Below are 17,045 nucleotides of genomic sequence, written 5' to 3' on the forward strand. Positions count from 1 at the left end.
GTGTGGCAGACTCGCACTACGAGTGCTCCTGTCAAGCAGCTGGAACGGAACCTAAGCAGTCCTATCCTTGCTTGTCACAGGAGCATTCGCCATCAGACCCGCCCTACAGCATCGGCGGATCGAGGCTCAGTGTGTCCGCCCAGAAGGTAGGTTGCCGCATCTGGGTTGGGGACGGCCTCCAAAGTGAGCCCGATGGTGCGGGAGTCGTGAGCCGTGTAGCCATCGTCGCCCACCTCCACCACGGGGATGCGCAGAGAGGTTGCCCCCGTGGAGCCGTCAAGGGCGAAGGCGACCGTGGCCGGGGTGTCCGGGAGGCCGAAGAGGCGTGAGCCATCGTCGTCGACTCCCAGCACGTGGCGGACCCGGCCGCGCTCGTCCTCCACGCCTCCACCCAGTTCGAACTGGACGGCCGTGAACCCGGGAACCTGGGTTCCAACGGCAGCAACTGTCTCAATGGACTGCACGGCGGCGCGGTTGAGGGGCTGCAATCCATCAGTCCCGAAGGACTGTGTCACCGTCATCACGCGGGCCAGAATGTTGTCAGTGAAGTCCGACCGAACTCGCTGGAGGCTGTGTTGGGCCACTGAGAGAACAGATACCAAGGTGATGGTCACGCCGACCAGGAGAAGGGTCGCGGTCGTGAGGTAGCGACGCGAGCGAGTCACCGCGATTGTCAAAGGGCTACGAGACACGGAGACGTCCATCCTCGAGATCCAGTCGCGTCCAATCAGGGGAGGGCCACGGGATCTCGGCATCGTGGGTGGCCACCACCAGGATTCGGCCCGGGTGCATGTTCCAGAGACCTTCGTACACGCGGCGCCGGTTGTCCACGTCCAAGTTCGCAGTGGGTTCATCCACCAGGATGAGTTCGGGTTCGGAGAGGCGGAGCGCGGCCAGTTCCACGCGTCGTCGTTCACCGCCGGACAGGGTCGCGACCTTCGTGTCGACGAGCGAACCCACGTGGAGTTCATCGAGGTGGGCCAGGCCCTGTGACCGTGTCAACACCTGGTTCAACTTCGCCCACGCGATGATGGCCAAGTTCTCGAAGGCTGTCAGCTCGCTGAAGAGAAGGTCTTCCTGGATGAGGTAGGCACGTGAGGCGGGTGCGGTCACTTTCCCGGAGTTGACGGGCACGTAGCCGGCTAGAACGTTGAGGAGGGTGGTCTTGCCGGCTCCGGAGGGGCCGCGCAGGACATACGGTCTCCCCGGAGTGAACTCCTGGTTGAGGTCCTGCAGAACGTTGCGCCCTCCAAAAGTAACGCTGACTCCTTCAAGACGTGCAGTCACCCTTCGACCTCTTTCGTGGAGCCGTCGAGGTAGACGGTGGTGGTTGTGTCGTCCCACGTGAAGTCGATGATTGATCCCCGCGCAAGCTCGCGCGACGCACTCGTCGAGGGGTTGACGCTGGTCAGGGTCAGATCGCCTTGGGAGTTGGGAGCCAACGCGAGGACATCCCCCCGGTCTTCGCGGAACGTGCAGTGGTAGTCACAAGGCAAGGGCGCGGCGCTTCCGGGGACGGTGTCCTCGACCACGAGACTCCCGCGCCAGGTGGCCAACCGCGGAGTCTGGAGACCGCGCTGCTCGACGGCTAGATCCCCCCCGCCGAGCGAGGTGCTGGCCAGAAGGTAGCTGCTGTCGTCCACGGGGTCAGGCATGGTGACGAAGATTCGGTCACCCAGAATGGCCCCTCTGACCGCGCTGGCGGGTAGCTCGGTCAGCGTCGTCAACTGTGTGCCGCTCCATGACATCAGTACGGCGCTGGTCGGGGCTCCACGTTCATCGTGGCCGACCCGCTGAAAAATGTGATTCACGTCGGACGAGACGACGGGAAACAATGCTTCACGGGGTCCGAGTTCCAACAGGGTCGTCAATGACTCATTGGTTCGATCGATCAGCTTGAACCCGAATTTCTCACTGTCACCGCTGGTCAGAAGTCGGCCGCCGTTTGGGAACTGATACTGAAAGGTCTGGGGTGGTTGGTCCCCGTTTTTCACTTCAGTGCCATCCCCCATGTTGTAGAGAATGACGCGGTTGGTTGAGTGCCTGAACAGAAAAACATGGTGGGCGGGCGCTTGACCTGGAAGCCCCTGAATCGGAGCAGCCGGTGCCGAAGTGCATGCGGTCAGCAGCGTGGTGGTCACCATCATGGCGACCACCACGCGACGGAAGTTGATCACTAGGCTGAAGCGATGATCTGCCAGTTCCGCGCGTCCCCGCGGAACTTCACGTACGCAGTGTTCTGGATCCAAACGGTGTTGGACCGGTAGTCCTGCTGCGGAGCCACCACCATGTTCGAGCGGTAGGAGGCGCTCCGTGCGCCATTGGTGTTGAACCAGTACTTGGTCTGGGTCACCGACTGCCAAGAAGAGCTGGCGCTGGCGCCCACGGAGGAACCGACAGTGAGGCTCAGCGATGCGGAGTTTCGCAGGGATGCCCCTGCGGTCCAGGCTCATGTGGTTGAGTCTCCTGTATCCATAATTGGGGGCTCCTAGACGGTAGAGGATGGCATCGCGCACTGGCATCCGTCGAAGGTGTCAAGTTGAAGCATCAATCTAGTACTTAAGGACGACACGATCGACGCCTCGGGGTCGGGTCTTTCCTCGACGCCTGCCATGCATGCACCTCGGGCATTGACCCGTCGGGGGTCGTCGGCAAGGTCAAGGGCACCATCGGCCGCCGGGTGGACCCCGAGTCCCGGTCGAGGTCATTGGGCCTGTGGTCCCAGGCCTGGGTGGAGGTATCCCTCCGACGCCGAAGATCCCGAAGTCGTTCACGCCGTGTTTGCGCAACTTGCCCCCTGACGTCACCCGTCATGCCCATACTGAGTGTGAACGCGCTTTCATTTAGACGGGGTGTCCGGGCTGCTGCTGCGCGACCCGCGCAACCCCACCTACGGGCTCCTGCACAGCCGCCTGCAGCAGGAGACGACCGACGCCGAACTGCAACTGGTGACCGTCGTGCCGTCGGTGGCCCAGCGCGCCGAGTTCGAAGCCAGCAGCCTGCAACGCCTGCTCGGGCTGCGCGTGGGAGGCCTGTTCGTGGCCACCGGTGTGCTGCAGTCCGACCTGCTCACGCCGTTCCTGTCCGCGGTGCCCGTCGTGTCGGTCGGACGCGTGGAACTGGACCCGCGCATCCACGCCGTCTCCTACGACGAGGACGCCCACGGCGCCCTGCTCGCCGACCGGGTGGTGGCCCACGGCCATCGGCGCGTGGCCGTGCTCGTGACCGGCCCCGAGGTGTCGACGGCCGAGAACCGACGCTCGCTCGCGATCGTCACGCGGTTGCAGGAACGGGGCGCCGAGGTGCTGGAGTTCGAGGCCCACCAGTTCGGCGTCTCGGGCGAGCGCGACGACGAGATCATCCGGGTGGCCCGGGAAGGTGGCGTCACCGCCGCCATGTTCCCGAGCGACTGGCGGGCCATCCACTTCCTCGAGATCGCGGTGAAGGCTGGCGTCCGCGTGCCCGACGACCTGTCGGTCACCGGCTGTGACGGCATCGCGCCCGGCCTGCCGTTGTTGGGGTTGGCGACGATTCGCGTGCCCGTCGAGACGGTGGCCCGCCGCGGCGTCGAGGTCATGCGTCAACTCATGGACGCCCCCGAGCCGGTCCGGGCCCGCCACGAGTTGCACCGCGGTTACCTCATCGACGGGACGACCCTGTCGGTGCCGCCGCTGGCCGGCGCCTGAAAGGTGACGGACGGCTTGGTGAGCGCCGACCGACAGAAATCGCCTGCCTCAGAGGAGCTCGCGCAACCACTCCACCTGGGCGGCATGGGAGGCCGCGTCACCGGGGGTCTCCAGGATCGTCGCGGTGTTCGCCTCGCGCACGACCTCGACGAGGAACTCCGGGTCGACCTGGCCCAGCCCCAGCACCTCGTGGCGGTCGGCACCTGAGCCCGCGGCGTCCCGGGAGTCGTTGAGGTGCACCAGGTCGATGCGCCCGGTGATGCCCTTGATCGTGTCGACCAGCCCCGACGGGTCGAGCCCGCCGGCGTGCGCGTGGCAGGTGTCGAGGCAGAAACCGACGTTCTCGAAGCCCTCGGCGCCGGAGATGGCGTCCCACAGCTGGGCGATGCGGTCGAGGTGGCGGGCCATCGCGTTGGCCCCGCCGGCGGTGTTCTCGATGAGGATCGGCACCTCGAGGTCGAGCCCCTCGATCGCCTTGCGCCAGTTGTCGAAGCCGACCGCGGGGTCGTCGTTGGCCGACACGTGCCCGCCGTGCACGATGACGCCGCGGGCGCCGACCTCGGCGGCCAGCTTCACCTGGCGGGCCAGGATCTGGCGGCTCGGGATGCGGATGCGGTTGTTCGTGGTCGCCACGTTGATCACGTAGGGCGCGTGGATGTAGAGGCCCACGCCGGCCGTGGCGGCGTCCTGCTTGAGGCCCTCGGCGCCGCCCGGGTGGTCGACCGCGTGGCCCTTCCAGGCCTGCGGGTCGCCGATGAAGGTCTGCATGATCGAGAAGCCGCCGGCGGCGGCGTGGGCGAGCGGGTCGGCGTCCGCGTGGGCGCCGACGTGGAAGCCCTGCTGGGTGGGGGTCACGACTCGAGACCGCCCAGCACGTCGATGGCCTCGTCGACCGACTCGGCCGGCACGAGGAGGTGGTCGTGGTAGTAGCCGGCGAGCACGTTGCAGGAGATGCCGACCCGCGCCAGCGCCGTCGAGACCGCCGCGGTGATGCCCACCGAGGTCAGCGACGTGTGCACCTGCAGCGTGATCCACGCGAAGACGCCCTCGTACTCCCAGCCGTGCTCGTCGGCGGTGGACTGGTCGACGACGAGCGTGATGCCCTCGTCCTCGACGATGCGGGCGTACGCCTCCACCTCCGGCGGCGTGGGCAGCGTGACGTAGACGAAGGAGCCCTGGCGCACGCTCGGGCGCAGCGCGCCGAGGATCTCGTGCAGGTTGGTGAGTCCGGCCATGGCAGCAGTGTAGGGAGGTGGGAGTCGCCGCGAGTGGCCCCTGATCCGTGCGCCGGACGCCGTGGGCGTGGGAGGGTGGACCCACTCCACGATGACAAGGACGTACTCGCCATGCACACCTCGCACCTCGCCGTTCGTTTCGCCGAGACCGCGCGCACGCACGCGTCGCGCCCGGCCACCCGCATCAAGTCCGGCGACGGGTGGCGGGTGCAGAGCTACCGCGAGCTGGCGATCCGGGTGAACGCGCTGGCCGCACACCTGGTGGCCCAGGGCGTCGAGGCGGGCGACCGGGTGCTGCTGCTGAGCAACAACCGCCCCGAGTGGAGCATCGCCGACCTGGCGCTGCTGACGATCCGGGCGGTGCCGGTGCCGATCTACTCGACGAGCACCCCCGAGCAGGTGCGGCACATCGCCGGCGACTCCGGGGCCGTCTTCGGCTTCGTCGAGACCGCCGCGCTGCTGGGCCGCCTCACCGAGGTGTGGGACCAGCTCGACGGCCTCCGCGGGGTGTGGACGTTCGAACCCACGGCGTCCGGGGACGACCGGGTGCGCACGCTGGCCGACGTCCTGGCCCAGCCGGCCGGCGACGACGCGGTCGCGGCCGTGCAGGCGCGGCTGGCCGAGGCGTCCGCGGACGAGCTGGCCTCGATCATCTACACCTCGGGCACCACGGGTGAGCCGCGCGGGGCCGCGCTGACCCACCGCGGCTTCACCTTCGAGCTCGACGCGCTCGACGCCTTCTTCGACATGACGCCCGAGGACAGCTCGCTGGCGTTCCTGCCGCTGTCGCACGCGCTCGAGCGCGCCTGGACCTACAAGGTGCTCACCGGCGGCTGCCTCAACACCTACGTCGCCGACGCCCGCACCGTCGCCGAGGCGTTGGTCGAGGCCCGGCCCACGATGTTCGTGTCGGTGCCGCGGCTGTACGAGAAGGTCTTCCTCACCGTGCACGAGCGGGTGGCGGCCTCGCCGGCGAAGAAGAAGATCTTCGAGTGGGCCATGGGCGTCGGCGCGCAGAGCCAGCACGCCTACCGCAAGGGACGCCAGCCCTCGGCCTGGCTGAAGGCCCAGCTGCCGATCGCGGACAAGCTGGTGTTCTCGTCGATCCGGGACGCCCTCGGCGGTCCCAAGACCGTGATGGCGTGCGGCGGCGCCCCGCTGCGGAAGGAGATCGAGGAGTTCTTCTCGGCCGCCGGCATCCTGGTCTCGCAGGGCTACGGCCTGACCGAGGCGTCGCCGCTGGTGTCGTTCAACTCCCCGGGTGCGTTCAAGTTCGGCACGGTCGGGCGCGTGGTCGTGGGCGGCGAGGTGAAGATCGCCGACGAGGGCGAGATCTGGTACCGCGGTCCCAACGTGATGCAGGGCTACTGGAACCAGCCCGAGGCCACCGCCGCCGCGGTCGACGACGAGGGCTGGCTGCACACCGGTGACGTCGGCTACGTCGACACTGACGGCTACCTGGTCATCACCGACCGGATCAAGGACATCATCGTCACCTCCGGCGGCAAGAACATCGCCCCGGCGCCGATCGAGGGCATGATCCTGGCCGACCCGCTGTTCGAGCACGCGGTCGTGCTGGGTAACAACCGCCCCTTCGTGACGCTGCTCGTGCGCCCGTCGCTGCCCCACCTCGAGGAGCTCGCCGAGCGCCTGCAGGTGCGCTTCTCCGACGCCGCGGAGCTGGTGAACTCGCCCGAGGTCACCGAGGAGATCCGCCGCCGGGTCGCCGCGCTCACCGAGCGGCTGCCCAGCCAGGAGCAGATCAAGGACCTCCGCGTCGCGCTGGAGGAGTTCACCATGGAGAACGGGCTGCTCACGCCGACGCTCAAGGTGCGCCGCCGCCAGGTCGAGGAGCGCTTCTCGGCGCTCATCGAGGACATGTACGCCAAGGTTCAGGAGCGAAGGGCCCGCCGCGGGCACTAGTTCTCTGCAACGCTGGGGCCATCCGCTGCGTGGATGGGGGTGTGACCCTGGTGGAGGAGAGGCCCGTGACGCTGCAGGGCGAGGGGGCGCGCACGTTCGAGGAGTACGTGCGCGAGCGCTCCGTCGCGCTCCAGCGGTTCGCGTACCTCGTCACCCGCCACCCCGAGGACGCCCGCGACGCCGTCCAGGACGCCCTCATCGGGCTGTGGCCCCGCTTCGACGAGGTGCGCGCACGGGGTGACGTGGACGCCTACGTCCACCGCTCGATCGTGAACGCCTCCGTCTCGCGCTGGCGCCGCACGCGCCGCTCCACCCCCGTCGAGGCGCCCGAGGACCTGCCGCAGGCCGCGGCGTCCGGCTTCGAGGACGAGGTCGCCGACGCGGACGCCGCCTGGCGTCTGTGCGAGACCCTCGGTCCCGACCAGCGCGCGGCCGTCGTGCTGCGGTACTGGTCGGGCCTGACCTTCGCCGAGATCGCCGACGTGCTCGGCTGCGCGGAGGCCACCGCGCGCAGCCACGTGCACCGCGCGCTGACCCGGCTCCGCACGCAGTTGCTGGAGGACCCGCGATGACCGACCACGACCGCGCCGAACGCGCCCTCGCCCGGGCGCTGCGCGAGCACGACCGCGACCACGACTTCGCCCCGCTCGACCCCGAGGGACTCAAGCACGGGACGGCGGTTGCCGACCCCCCGCGCCGTCGGGGACCCTGGATGGGGCTCGTCGCGGCGGCCCTGGTGCTGGTGCTGGCGGTGCCGTTCGGGGCGTCGCTGTTGTCCTCGATGTTCAACGCCGGGTCGTCGGCGCCGAGCTTCGAGGCCCGCCCGGCCAACGCTCCCGCGGCGGGTGGCGCGGCCCCGATCGACCAGGCGGCCGGCGGTCCCGAGGCAGCTGGGAAGCCGGCCTCCGCGGACGACCGGCCCGCCCCCAGGCCCGGTTGGCGCTGGGAGTCGATGTTGGACGCCGCCGTGCAGGTCCCCGTCGATTGGGGCCACGACTTCGCGCCCGGGTCCGACTGGTGCGCCGAGCCCGGCTACCAGCGGCCGTCCGCGCCGTTCGTCGACCGCAACCCGCTCGGGCGGGCGACCCGGAACATCCTGTGCGACGCGACGGTGCCCAACGAGCTGCGCCAGACCCACCTCACGTGGCGACGCGTCCAGCCGGGCGACACCGACAACGCCGTGGAGGCGGACCCCGCCGGCGAGTGGCTCCGCGTGAACCGGGTGGTCGGCTCGGCGTACCTCACGGTCGAGGTCCCCGCTGAGCAGATCGACCTCGCCGACGAGATCCTCGGCAGCGCGGAGTTGTTCGCGTACGACCCGCGGGGGTGCCGCACGTTCAGTCCCACCGGGTTGCCCGACCTGGGCGCGGTCGCGGACCTCGCCACGGCGTCCGAGGTCGTGGTCTGCCAGTACGGCGGGCCCGAACGGCCGAACCTCGTCGGGTCGTACGCCCTCACCGGCGAGCAGGCCCAGGGCGTCCTGGACGCCGTGCTCGCGGCCCCCGAGGCCACCGACCCGCCGCACCCGACCTGCGCCGACACCGGGAACTGGCTGGTGCTGCGGTTCGACGGCACCCGCGAGGTGCGGCTGAACATGGACGCCTGCAGCGCTTTCGTCCTCGACGACGGGGTCACCCGCCGGACGCCCACCCGCGCCACCTGCGGCGACCTCCTCGTCGGCCCGCTCTGGCTGGCGACCCTCGACGAGGCGACCGACGTCTGCCGCCCGGTGCGCTGAGGGTCAGGCCTCCGGGTCGTCGAAGGTGTTCACCATGAACTGCGCCGCCCGGACGAGGTACTCGCGCAGCTCCGCGTCCTCGGCCTCGGGCAGCGCCAGCGTGTCGACGGCTGCCAGCATGTGGTGCAGCCAGCGGTCGCGCTGGGTGGGGGTCACGATGAAGGGCGCGTGCCGCATGCGCAGGCGCGGGTGCCCGCGGGTCTCGCCGTAGGTCTTGGGCCCGCCCCAGTACTGCTCGAGGAACATCCGCAGCCGGTCGTTCGCGGGGCCGAGGTCCTCCTCGGGGTACATCGCCCGCAGGGGCGGGTCGTTCGCGACGCCCTCGTAGAAGCGGTCCACCAGGGCCTTGAAGGTCGGCGCGCCGCCCACGCGGTCGTAGAAGCTCGTCGTCACGTCGGCCATCGTGCCACCTCAGCCGAACAGCGCCGGCACGTCGACCAAGCCCCCGGACGCCTCGAAGTCGGCCCGCACCGCTGCCGCCAGCGCGTCATCGCGCAGGTACTCCAGTGCCACGGCGGCCAGCCCGTAGGCGCCGTCGGCGACGGCGTCCATCGCGGCCGAGGAGCCGGCCGCGTCGGCGAACGTGCGGGTGTGCAGGGCGACCCCGGCCGGGGCGATCGCCAGCAGGGGGTGGATCCCCGGCACGCGGACGCTCACGTTCCCGAAGTCGGTCGAGGCGGCGGTCGAGGCCGGGACGCTGCCCAACGGGAGCGCGCGGCGTCCGCGATCGGCCTGGGCCGCGACCCAGCGCTCGGTGAGCGGGCCGTTGGTGCGCACGGGCAGCGAGGCGGGGTGGGCGTCCCAGGCGAGGTCGACCTCGACGCCGGCCATGAGCGCGGCGCCGCGGGCGATGTCCTCGACGCGGGCCGACAGGGCACCCAGCCCGTCGATCCCGGGGGAGCGCACGTACAGGTCGAGGGCGGCCGCCTCGGGGATGATCGAGGCGCGGGTCCCGCCGTCGGCGACGATCGCGTGCACCCGGTCTCCGGGGGTCATCTGCTGCCGGAACAACCCGATCCCCGTGTAGAACAACGTCGCGGCGTCCAAGGCGTTGCGGCCCTTCTCGGGCTCCGACGACGCGTGCGCCGCCACCCCCGAGAACGTCACCCGCGCCGTGCGCCGGCCGAGCCACACGTGGTCGGCGAGGTCGTGGGCGTAGGGGTGCAGCATGATCGCGGCGTCGAGGCCGTCGAAGGCGCCCTCCCGGGCCATGTACTCCTTGCCCGTGTGGCCCTCCTCGGCGGGCGTGCCGAGCAGGACGACCCGGCCGGGGACGGCGTCCGGGTCTGAGGCGGCGAGGCGGGCCAGCGCGAGGAACGCGCCCACTCCGGTCGCCGCGATGACGTTGTGGCCACACGCGTGCCCGATGCCGGGCAGGGCGTCGTACTCGGCCAGGATCGCGATCGTGCGCCCGGTGTCGCTCCCGACCTCCGCCCGCACGGCGGTGTCGAGGCCGTGGACGCCGACGCGCGGCTCCACCCCTTCCGCGGCCAGGAGGGTCGCGATCCGCCCCGCGGCGCGGACCTCCTCGAAGGCGGTCTCGGGGTCGGCGTGCAGCTCACGGGCCAGCGTGGTGAGGGCGGGCTGGAGGTCGGCGACGGCGTCCGCGAGGGGTTGGCGCATGGAAGTGACCCTAGTCCCGGCGTCCGGTAGAGTGAGCCGTCGGTGCGCCCGCTCGGGTGCACCGATGCATGAGAACCCTCCTGCCCCGGGAGATACCCGTGGCCGTCAAGACCAGAGGAGGTGGGGATACTCACATGCGCAACTACGAGATCATGGTGATCGTGAGCCCCGACGTGGACGACCGTCAGGTCCAGGGCGTCGTGGAGAAGCCGTTCGAGGCGTTCAAGGCCGCCGGTGGCACCGTCGACAACGTCGACACCTGGGGCCGTCGTCGTCTCGCGTACGACATCCAGAAGAAGTCCGAGGGCATCTACGTGGTGCTCAACGTGACCGCTGAGCCGGCTGTCGTCAAGGAGCTCGACCGCCAGTACACGCTGAACGAGCAGATCATGCGGACGAAGGTCATCCGCCCCGACCTGCACCACTGATTCTTTTCCCCAGTCTGGACGCCGACTCCTTCCGTTTCGTCGGAGGCGGCTGACAGAGTGGGAACCGAATCGACACACGTCCGAGAATCGGAGACATCACATGGCAGGCGAGACCATCATCACGCTCGTGGGCAACCTGACGGCTGACCCCGAGCTTCGTTTCACTCCCTCCGGGGCGCCCGTGGCGAACTTCACCGTCGCCTCGACGCCGCGCACCTTCGACCGCACCACCAGTGAGTGGAAGGACGGGGAGGCCATGTTCATCAACTGCTCGGTGTGGCGTCGGGCCGCGGAGAACGTGGCCGAGTCGCTCACCAAGGGCATGCGCGTCATCGTGCAGGGCCGGCTGAAGAGCCGCTCCTACGAGACGCGCGAGGGCGAGCGCCGCACGGTGTTCGAGATCGATGTCGACGAGGTCGGTCCCTCCCTGCAGTTCGCGACCGCGAAGGTCACCCGCTCGGGTGGCGGCGGCGGTGGCGGCGGCAACTGGGGTGGTCCCCAGCAGCAGGGCGGCTCCGGTGGTGGCGACCAGTGGTCGTCCAACCAGGGCCAGGGTGGGGGCTACGGCGGCGGAGGCCGTCCGCAGCAGCAGCCGGTGAGCGACCCCTGGGCCAGCGCCCAGAGCGACGAACCCCCGTTCTGATCCACCCTTTTCCACACACGTCATTCCGGCATGAGCCGGGCTCACGAGAGAGAGCACCACAATGGCCCCACAGCGCAAGCCTGTGAACAAGAAGAAGATCGCTCCGGCGAAGTCCATCAAGATCGGTCACATCGACTACAAGGACACCGCGACCCTGCGGAAGTTCATCTCCGAGCGCGGGAAGATCCGCGCCCGGCGTGTGACCGGCCTGTCCGTCCAGGAGCAGCGCAAGGTCGCGATCGCGATCAAGAACGCCCGCGAGGTCGCGCTGCTGCCCTACGCGTCCACCGCTCGCTGAGAAAGGAAGACGAACAGATGAAGCTCATTCTCACTGCCGCCGTCGACCACCTCGGCATCGCCGGTGACGTCGTCGAGGTCAAGGACGGCTACGGCCGCAACTACCTCCTGCCCCGCGGTTACGCCATCAAGTGGACCCGCGGTGCGGAGAAGCAGATCGAGGGCATCAACCGCGCCCGCGAGGCCCGCACGGTCCGCGACAACGAGCACGCCGTCCAGCTGCGCACGCAACTGGAGGAGCTCGCGGTCGAGGTCCCCGCGCGCGCCGGTGGCGAGGGTCGCCTGTTCGGTGCCGTCACGGCCGCCGACATCGCGTCCGCGATCAAGAAGGCCGGCGGCCCCGCCGTCGACAAGCGCTCGGTCCAGATCGGCAAGCCGATCAAGACCGTCGGCGAGCACAAGGTCGGCGTGAAGCTGACTGACGCCGTCGTCGCGCACCTGCCCGTGAAGGTCGTCGCCGCCTGAGCGGCGCCCCACCCAGGCACTGACCGGCCGGTCCCCTCGGGGCCGGCCGGTTTCCTTGTCCGTGGAGGTGGGTGCCACCCCGGCGCAACGAACCGGACGCCCCGGGCGTGGAACGGGCATGAGCACCACGACCCGCCTCCTGGCCGCCCTCGCCGCCAGCGCCATCCTGCTCACCGGCTGCGGCACCGCGGAGAGCCCCTCGATGGTCGAACCCGCCGGCGCCCCCGCCCCCGGGCAGCCCGCGGGTGGAGTTGCCGACGGCCCCGTTCGCGGCGAGTCCAAGCCCGCCGACCAGGCCGAGCCCTACCAGACCGGCGTCCAGCGCCAGATCGCACGGTCGGCGTCCCTCACGCTGGTGGTCGACGACGTACAGGCCTCAGCCGAACGCGTGCGCGCGCTCGCGGCCGCATTGGACGGCTGGGTGTCGGAGGAGTCGCTGGCCCTGACGGGCGCCGACGGCATCCGCGGCCCGGTCGCCGGCTCGTGGATCACCCTGTCGGTGCCGGCGTCCCGGCTCGACGACGCGATCGCGCGGGTGGGGGAGTTGGGCACGGTCCGCGACCGGCAGGCCAGCGCCCAGGACGTCACCGACGTCGTCGTCGACCTGGATGCCCGCATCACCAGCCTCGAGGCGTCCGTGAAGCGCCTGCAGGAGCTGGTCGGCCGCTCCGGCAGCGTCGCCGACATCGCCGCGGTCGAGCGCGAGCTCGCCACCCGGCAGGCCGACCTCGAGGCCATGAAGTCCCAGCGACTGTACTACGCGGGCATCGTCGAGCGGTCCAGCCTGACGATCACGCTGATCACGCCGACGCAGTCGAGCTCCACCAACCCGATCCAGACCGGGTGGTCGCGCGGGTGGGCCGCGTTCCTGGAGTCGGTCTCCATCCTGATCACCGTCGTCGCGGCGATCCTCCCGTTCGCGCTGTTCGCGGCCCTCGTCCTCGTGCCGCTCCTGCTGTGGCGCCGCGCCCGTCGTGCCAAGGCCGCAGACGTGCCCCCCAGGACCGGCGACGCCCCCGACCCTCGCGAGGAGGGGGCGGCGGCGTCACGCGAGTGAACCTGCGCTGCAGAGCCCTACTGCGCAGCCTCTCCTCCTAGAGGTCCAGAAGGAGTCCGAGCACCTCACGGATCTCACCGAGCACCACAGGACCGACGTTCCCCGTGTTCGCATGGATGCGGGCCGTCGCGATCGAACGGACATGCTGGCACTGCGCCGATGACACGGCTGCCAGACCGTTGGTGTCGTCGGGCTCGAGGGCCACCTCGGCGCTGCTCCGTCGGATCGTTCGGGTCAGGGGGACGACCTGTACGACGTTCGGGACGTCTCGCAGGATCCTGCCAGCCGTCACCACGACCGCAGGACGCCTCAGGCCGGCCTCGCTCCCGATCGGTGTGCCCAGGTCGATCTCGACCACGTCACCCGGCGTCAGCATCCAGCCACGCCGCTTCGTCGCCCCTCAGGTCGGCGCCGAGGTCACGCGCCATGGCGTCCTGCCTCAGCGCCCGGATCGCCTTGCTCACGGTCACATCGATCGTCTCGTGGCGCTCAGCCGCAAGCCGGGTCACGCTCGCATGGGTCTCCCGACTGATGCGGATCGTCGTCGTTTCGGCCATGGTCACCATCCTAAGACGTGTAGACGAATCAGTCTACCGCACGGGACTCCGCCGCGGCCTCGCCTAGCGGTCGGCTCCCGCGCCGACCCGCTCGGTGGGGTGGACGTGGGACCGCGCGAGCCAGACCGCGCGGGCGAGCATCCCGACGGCCAGGCCGACCCCGAGCACCGTCCACAGCCACCCCTCGGCGAGGAAGATCAGCACCATCGCGACGAGGGTGGGCACGAGGTACATGAACGTCCACACCACGTAGCCGCCGAAGGTCGGCATCTTGACCCCCGCCGCGTCGGCGACGGCCTTCGTCATGAAGTTGGGCCCGTTGCCGATGTAGGTGATCGCGCCGCAGAACACCGATCCGAGCGAGATCGCGACCAGGTAGCCCTCGGGCACACCGGGCATGCCGAGCGCGGGGTTGGCGGCGATGCGTGGGTCGCCGGGCAGTTGGGCGGCCATCTCGAAGAACGTCACGTAGGTGGGGGCGTTGTCGAGCACCGCCGACAGCCCGCCCGAGAACACGAAGAACGTGATCTTGTTCAGCGGCAGCGACGGGGCCACCTGGGCGAGGTACTTCAGCGCGGGCATCATCGTGAGGAAGATGCCGATGAACAGGGCGGCGACCTCGAGGATCGGCGTCCACGTGAACTGGTTGAGGTGGAACCGCACCTCCTTGTTGCCCAGGAGGAACGACAGCGCGGCGGCCGTCGCGAACGCCAGCTCCCGCCACGGGACGAACTGGTACCACGCCGCGTGCCCGCCCTCGATGGCGTGCAGGTCGATCGACGGCACGAACGCCACCGCGAGGATCACCATGGCGAAGAAGACGAAGTTGATCTTCCCGGCGATGCCGAGCGGGGTCTGCTGGGTGTCGTCGAGCGTGATGGCGGCGGCGTCCTCGCGGGCGTACGCGCGGCGGTCGAGCCCGTAGTAGGTGGCCAGCAGCATCGCGTTGACGAACAGCCACTCGGGGAACAGGTTGAACGTCCACTCGAACGGCACCCCGCGCAGGAACCCCAGGAACAACGGGGGGTCGCCCAGCGGCGTCAGCAGTCCGCCGCAGTTGGCCACGATGAGGATCGTGAACACCACCGTGTGGACGCGGTGCTTGCGTTCGCGGTTCGTGTTGAGCAGCGGCCGGATCAGCAGCATCGCCGCGCCCGTCGTGCCGATGAACGAGGCGATCAGGCCCCCGACGGCGAGGAAGATCGTGTTGTTGCGCGGCGTCGCCCGGATGTCACCGGTCAGGAAGATGCCGCCTGACACCACGAAGAGCGCCAGCAGTAGCATGATGAACTGGAAGTACTCCACCAGCGCGTGCACCACGCTCGACCCGGCCCCCGACGCCAGGAACCAGATCGCCACCGGCACGCCCAGCACCAGCGCGACCGCGAGCTTGGTCGAGTTCCTCTCCCAGGTGTGCTCGACGGCCGGCACGAGCGGCAGCACGGCGATCGAGGCGAGCATCACCACGAACGGGATGATGCTCCACCACTCGACGACCATCGTCGGCCCGCCTCAGCCCTCGCGCGGGCGGGTCTGGCCGAACGTGAAGCCGGCGATCGTGCTGGAGGGCGACACGAACGTCACCGTGGGCTTCTCGGACGCCTCGGGCTCGGCCTCGCCTGCTGCCGCGGGTTCGGGGCGCGGCCCGGGCTCGGTCGGACGGACGGGGTCACCGAGGGCGGCGCGGAGGGCCTTGTCGAGTTCGTCGCGCACCTCGACGCGGTGCTTGCGGGTCTCGGCCATGGCGGCATCCTAGCCTCGCCCGGCTTCCTCGCAGGTCACTCCCCGTCGGCGTCGACGGTGGGCTCGGCCGTGGCGGTGGCTGTGGGGGCGGCTGTGGCTGTGGCTGTGGGGGCGGCGGTCTCGACCGGGGTGGCCGTCAGGGTCGGTAGCGGCGCCGAGGGTGGGGGAGCGGGGGTGGACGGTGCGGGCGACGGAGCCGGTGCGGGTTCCGGGCTCGGCTCAGGGCTGGGCTCGGGGGTCGGGGTCGAGGGCGGGGCAGCCGGTGGCGGCGTCGACGGGTCGGCGGTCGGCGTCGTACCGGGGTCGACCGGGTCGGGCGAGGGTGTGGTGCCCGGGTCGCTGGGGTCGGGTGTTGGGGTGGCGCTGGGGTCGGGTGTCGGGGTGGCGCTGGGGTCGGGTGTCGGGGTGGCGCTCGGGTCTGGTGTCGGGGTGGCGCTCGGGTCTGGTGTCGGGGTGGCGCTCGGGTCTGGTGTCGGGGTGGCGCTCGGGTCGGCCGGGACCAGCGGGACCTCGTCCAGGTCGGGAAGCGGGCCGGACTCGCCCGGCGGGGCCTTCGGGATCGTGCCCTTGGGCTTGTCCTTCTGGGCGCCCGGCGTCCACGGCACCATCGGGGTGTTCAGCCGCAGGAACGGCGCCCCGGACAGGACCGCGCGCGGGTCGACGAACGCGCCGTTGACGAGCACCTCGAAGTGCAGGTGGCACCCGGTCGACAGGCCCGTCGTGCCCGCCAGGCCGATCTGCTGGCCCTTGCTGACCTTCTGGCCGACCGTCACGCCCAGCACCGACAGGTGCGCGTAGCGGCTGCTCATCCGGTCCTCGTCGATGGTGCCGTGGTCGATCTCGACCAGCAGGCCGTAACCGCCGGCGTTGCCGGAGCGGGTGACGGTGCCGTCGGTCATCGCGACGATCGGGGTGCCGCAGGCGGCCGTCATGTCGACGCCGTTGTGGTTGCGGACGTAGTTCAGGATCGGGTGGAACCGCGGGCCGTAGGGCGAGGTGATCGGGCCGGGCACCGGCGACACGTACGGCGTCGCGAACAGGGCGGCCGCGTCGCCGAGTGGCGTGCCCGCGACCAGCGGCAGGTTCAGGTTCGTCAGCGGGATGCCGCCGGGCGCGGTGGGGACCCGCACCGCCGGCGCGAGCACGTCGGAGAAGCCCAGGGGAGTCGCGGCGCGGGAACGGGCGCGGGACGCGAGCGCGTCGGCGTCGGACCACATCGCGGCGCTCGTCGACCGCAGCTCCACCACGTCGTCATGCGTGTCGGCGATGACGGCGGGCGTGGCGGTGACGGTGGCCTGCACGGGCAGCACCCCGGCGAAGGGGACCGTCAGGCACGCGGAGGTCGAGAGGGCAGCCAACAGTACGGACGGACGCCGACGACGTCGTCGAGAGAATGGCGTGGGGCCGCCATGTGCGCTCTGCATCAATTTCCTCGTGGTCACCCGGGTGGGGAAGTCCCCGGTGGCGAGTGATCCTCTCAAGCCTATGCCTGTTTCCGCCGTTGTCCAGAGGCGATTGGAGAACTGTGGGTGACGATTCGGAGACGTCTGGGCTTCTCAGGCCGAACGGATGGACGCCGGGGGGGTGGGTACGTGTAGGGTTCATGTCGGTTGAGGTTGGTAGTTCTTGCGTGCGGCACCCCGTTGGCAG

The 17,045-nt window shown here is 70.1% G+C and carries 22 protein-coding genes; 9 read left to right on the forward strand and 13 right to left on the reverse strand.

Features of this window, described 5'->3' with window-relative positions; translation table 11 throughout:
* Positions 1-92: 92 nt before the first annotated feature.
* The 4 genes from H5397_RS13045 to H5397_RS13060 form a co-directional block, all read right to left on the reverse strand.
* Entirely contained in the window at positions 93-614 is a 522-nt protein-coding gene (locus H5397_RS13045; protein WP_182817954.1) for a hypothetical protein, read from the reverse strand.
* Positions 615-681: 67 nt separating this feature from the next.
* Positions 682-1,287: an ATP-binding cassette domain-containing protein gene (locus H5397_RS13050; protein ID WP_182817956.1), complete on the reverse strand. Its 606-nt coding sequence runs from the start codon at positions 1,285-1,287 to the stop codon at positions 682-684.
* Positions 1,284-2,159: a hypothetical protein gene (locus H5397_RS13055; RefSeq protein ID WP_182817958.1), complete on the reverse strand. Its 876-nt coding sequence runs from the start codon at positions 2,157-2,159 to the stop codon at positions 1,284-1,286. The genes H5397_RS13050 and H5397_RS13055 overlap by 4 nt, the downstream gene beginning before the upstream one ends.
* Positions 2,160-2,176: 17 nt before the next feature.
* Entirely contained in the window at positions 2,177-2,353 is a 177-nt protein-coding gene (locus H5397_RS13060; RefSeq protein WP_220492270.1) for a hypothetical protein, read from the reverse strand.
* Positions 2,354-2,852: 499 nt separating this feature from the next.
* Between H5397_RS13060 and H5397_RS13065 the strand changes: the two genes are divergently transcribed.
* Positions 2,853-3,686, forward strand: coding sequence for a substrate-binding domain-containing protein (locus H5397_RS13065; RefSeq protein WP_182817960.1), 834 nt, complete (start codon positions 2,853-2,855; stop codon positions 3,684-3,686).
* A gap of 48 nt (positions 3,687-3,734) precedes the next feature.
* On the opposite strand, the gene H5397_RS13070 is transcribed toward H5397_RS13065, so the two are convergent.
* The gene (locus tag H5397_RS13070; RefSeq protein ID WP_182817961.1) at positions 3,735-4,541 is read right to left on the reverse strand and encodes a deoxyribonuclease IV; all 807 of its coding nucleotides are present in this window, start codon (positions 4,539-4,541) and stop codon (positions 3,735-3,737) included.
* The gene (locus H5397_RS13075) at positions 4,538-4,921 is read right to left on the reverse strand and encodes an ACT domain-containing protein (protein ID WP_182817962.1); all 384 of its coding nucleotides are present in this window, start codon (positions 4,919-4,921) and stop codon (positions 4,538-4,540) included. The genes H5397_RS13070 and H5397_RS13075 overlap by 4 nt, the downstream gene beginning before the upstream one ends.
* Before the next feature lie 111 nt (positions 4,922-5,032).
* Between H5397_RS13075 and H5397_RS13080 the strand changes: the two genes are divergently transcribed.
* The 3 genes from H5397_RS13080 (at position 5,033) to H5397_RS13090 (ending at position 8,582) form a co-directional block, all read left to right on the forward strand.
* Positions 5,033-6,844, forward strand: coding sequence for a long-chain fatty acid--CoA ligase (locus H5397_RS13080; RefSeq protein WP_182817963.1), 1,812 nt, complete (start codon positions 5,033-5,035; stop codon positions 6,842-6,844).
* Between the two features lie 65 nt (positions 6,845-6,909).
* Positions 6,910-7,416: a sigma-70 family RNA polymerase sigma factor gene (locus tag H5397_RS13085; RefSeq protein ID WP_309224368.1), complete on the forward strand. Its 507-nt coding sequence runs from the start codon at positions 6,910-6,912 to the stop codon at positions 7,414-7,416.
* On the forward strand, positions 7,413-8,582 hold the full coding sequence (locus H5397_RS13090; RefSeq protein WP_182817964.1) for a hypothetical protein: 1,170 nt from the start codon (positions 7,413-7,415) through the stop codon (positions 8,580-8,582). The genes H5397_RS13085 and H5397_RS13090 overlap by 4 nt, the downstream gene beginning before the upstream one ends.
* 3 nt (positions 8,583-8,585) lie before the next feature.
* Here the strand turns inward: H5397_RS13090 and H5397_RS13095 are convergent, their stop codons facing one another.
* Together H5397_RS13095 and H5397_RS13100 are read right to left on the reverse strand one after the other, a co-directional pair.
* Positions 8,586-8,984: a globin gene (locus H5397_RS13095; RefSeq protein WP_220492271.1), complete on the reverse strand. Its 399-nt coding sequence runs from the start codon at positions 8,982-8,984 to the stop codon at positions 8,586-8,588.
* A 9-nt stretch (positions 8,985-8,993) separates the two neighbouring features.
* Positions 8,994-10,205, reverse strand: a complete 1,212-nt coding sequence (locus tag H5397_RS13100) for an amidohydrolase (protein ID WP_182817965.1) — start codon at positions 10,203-10,205, stop codon at positions 8,994-8,996.
* 134 nt (positions 10,206-10,339) lie between these two features.
* Here H5397_RS13100 and rpsF point away from each other — a divergent pair, with 134 nt between their 5' ends.
* The 5 genes from rpsF to H5397_RS13125 all read left to right on the forward strand — a co-directional run bounded on the left by rpsF (position 10,340) and on the right by H5397_RS13125 (position 13,095).
* Positions 10,340-10,633, forward strand: coding sequence for a 30S ribosomal protein S6 (gene rpsF, locus H5397_RS13105; protein ID WP_182817966.1), 294 nt, complete (start codon positions 10,340-10,342; stop codon positions 10,631-10,633).
* A 100-nt stretch (positions 10,634-10,733) separates the two neighbouring features.
* Positions 10,734-11,276, forward strand: coding sequence for a single-stranded DNA-binding protein (locus H5397_RS13110; RefSeq protein WP_182817968.1), 543 nt, complete (start codon positions 10,734-10,736; stop codon positions 11,274-11,276).
* A 61-nt stretch (positions 11,277-11,337) separates the two neighbouring features.
* Positions 11,338-11,574: a 30S ribosomal protein S18 gene (gene rpsR, locus H5397_RS13115; protein WP_182817969.1), complete on the forward strand. Its 237-nt coding sequence runs from the start codon at positions 11,338-11,340 to the stop codon at positions 11,572-11,574.
* 17 nt (positions 11,575-11,591) lie between these two features.
* Positions 11,592-12,038: a 50S ribosomal protein L9 gene (rplI, locus tag H5397_RS13120; RefSeq protein WP_182817971.1), complete on the forward strand. Its 447-nt coding sequence runs from the start codon at positions 11,592-11,594 to the stop codon at positions 12,036-12,038.
* 118 nt (positions 12,039-12,156) lie between these two features.
* On the forward strand, positions 12,157-13,095 hold the full coding sequence (locus tag H5397_RS13125) for a DUF4349 domain-containing protein (RefSeq protein ID WP_182817972.1): 939 nt from the start codon (positions 12,157-12,159) through the stop codon (positions 13,093-13,095).
* 37 nt (positions 13,096-13,132) lie between these two features.
* Here H5397_RS13125 and H5397_RS13130 read toward each other — a convergent pair whose 3' ends face one another.
* From H5397_RS13130 to H5397_RS13150, 5 genes are all read right to left on the reverse strand, one after another.
* A complete protein-coding gene (locus H5397_RS13130; RefSeq protein ID WP_182817974.1) occupies positions 13,133-13,471 on the reverse strand; it encodes a type II toxin-antitoxin system PemK/MazF family toxin in 339 nt (112 codons plus the stop codon).
* Positions 13,455-13,652 carry a hypothetical protein gene (locus H5397_RS13135; RefSeq protein WP_182817975.1) on the reverse strand — a complete coding sequence of 66 codons (198 nt, stop codon included), beginning with the start codon at positions 13,650-13,652 and terminating at the stop codon, positions 13,455-13,457. Before H5397_RS13135 ends, H5397_RS13130 begins: the two co-directional genes overlap by 17 nt.
* Before the next feature lie 63 nt (positions 13,653-13,715).
* On the reverse strand, positions 13,716-15,152 hold the full coding sequence (locus H5397_RS13140) for a sodium:proton antiporter (protein ID WP_182817976.1): 1,437 nt from the start codon (positions 15,150-15,152) through the stop codon (positions 13,716-13,718).
* 12 nt (positions 15,153-15,164) lie between these two features.
* Complete coding sequence (locus H5397_RS13145; protein ID WP_182817978.1) at positions 15,165-15,395, reverse strand: hypothetical protein; 231 nt, start codon at positions 15,393-15,395, stop codon at positions 15,165-15,167.
* 35 nt (positions 15,396-15,430) lie between these two features.
* Positions 15,431-16,753 carry a M23 family metallopeptidase gene (locus tag H5397_RS13150; protein WP_182817979.1) on the reverse strand — a complete coding sequence of 441 codons (1,323 nt, stop codon included), beginning with the start codon at positions 16,751-16,753 and terminating at the stop codon, positions 15,431-15,433.
* Positions 16,754-17,045 lie beyond the last annotated feature (292 nt).

The organism is Propioniciclava sp. MC1683 (assembly GCF_014164675.1).
Classification (GTDB): domain Bacteria; phylum Actinomycetota; class Actinomycetes; order Propionibacteriales; family Propionibacteriaceae; genus Propioniciclava.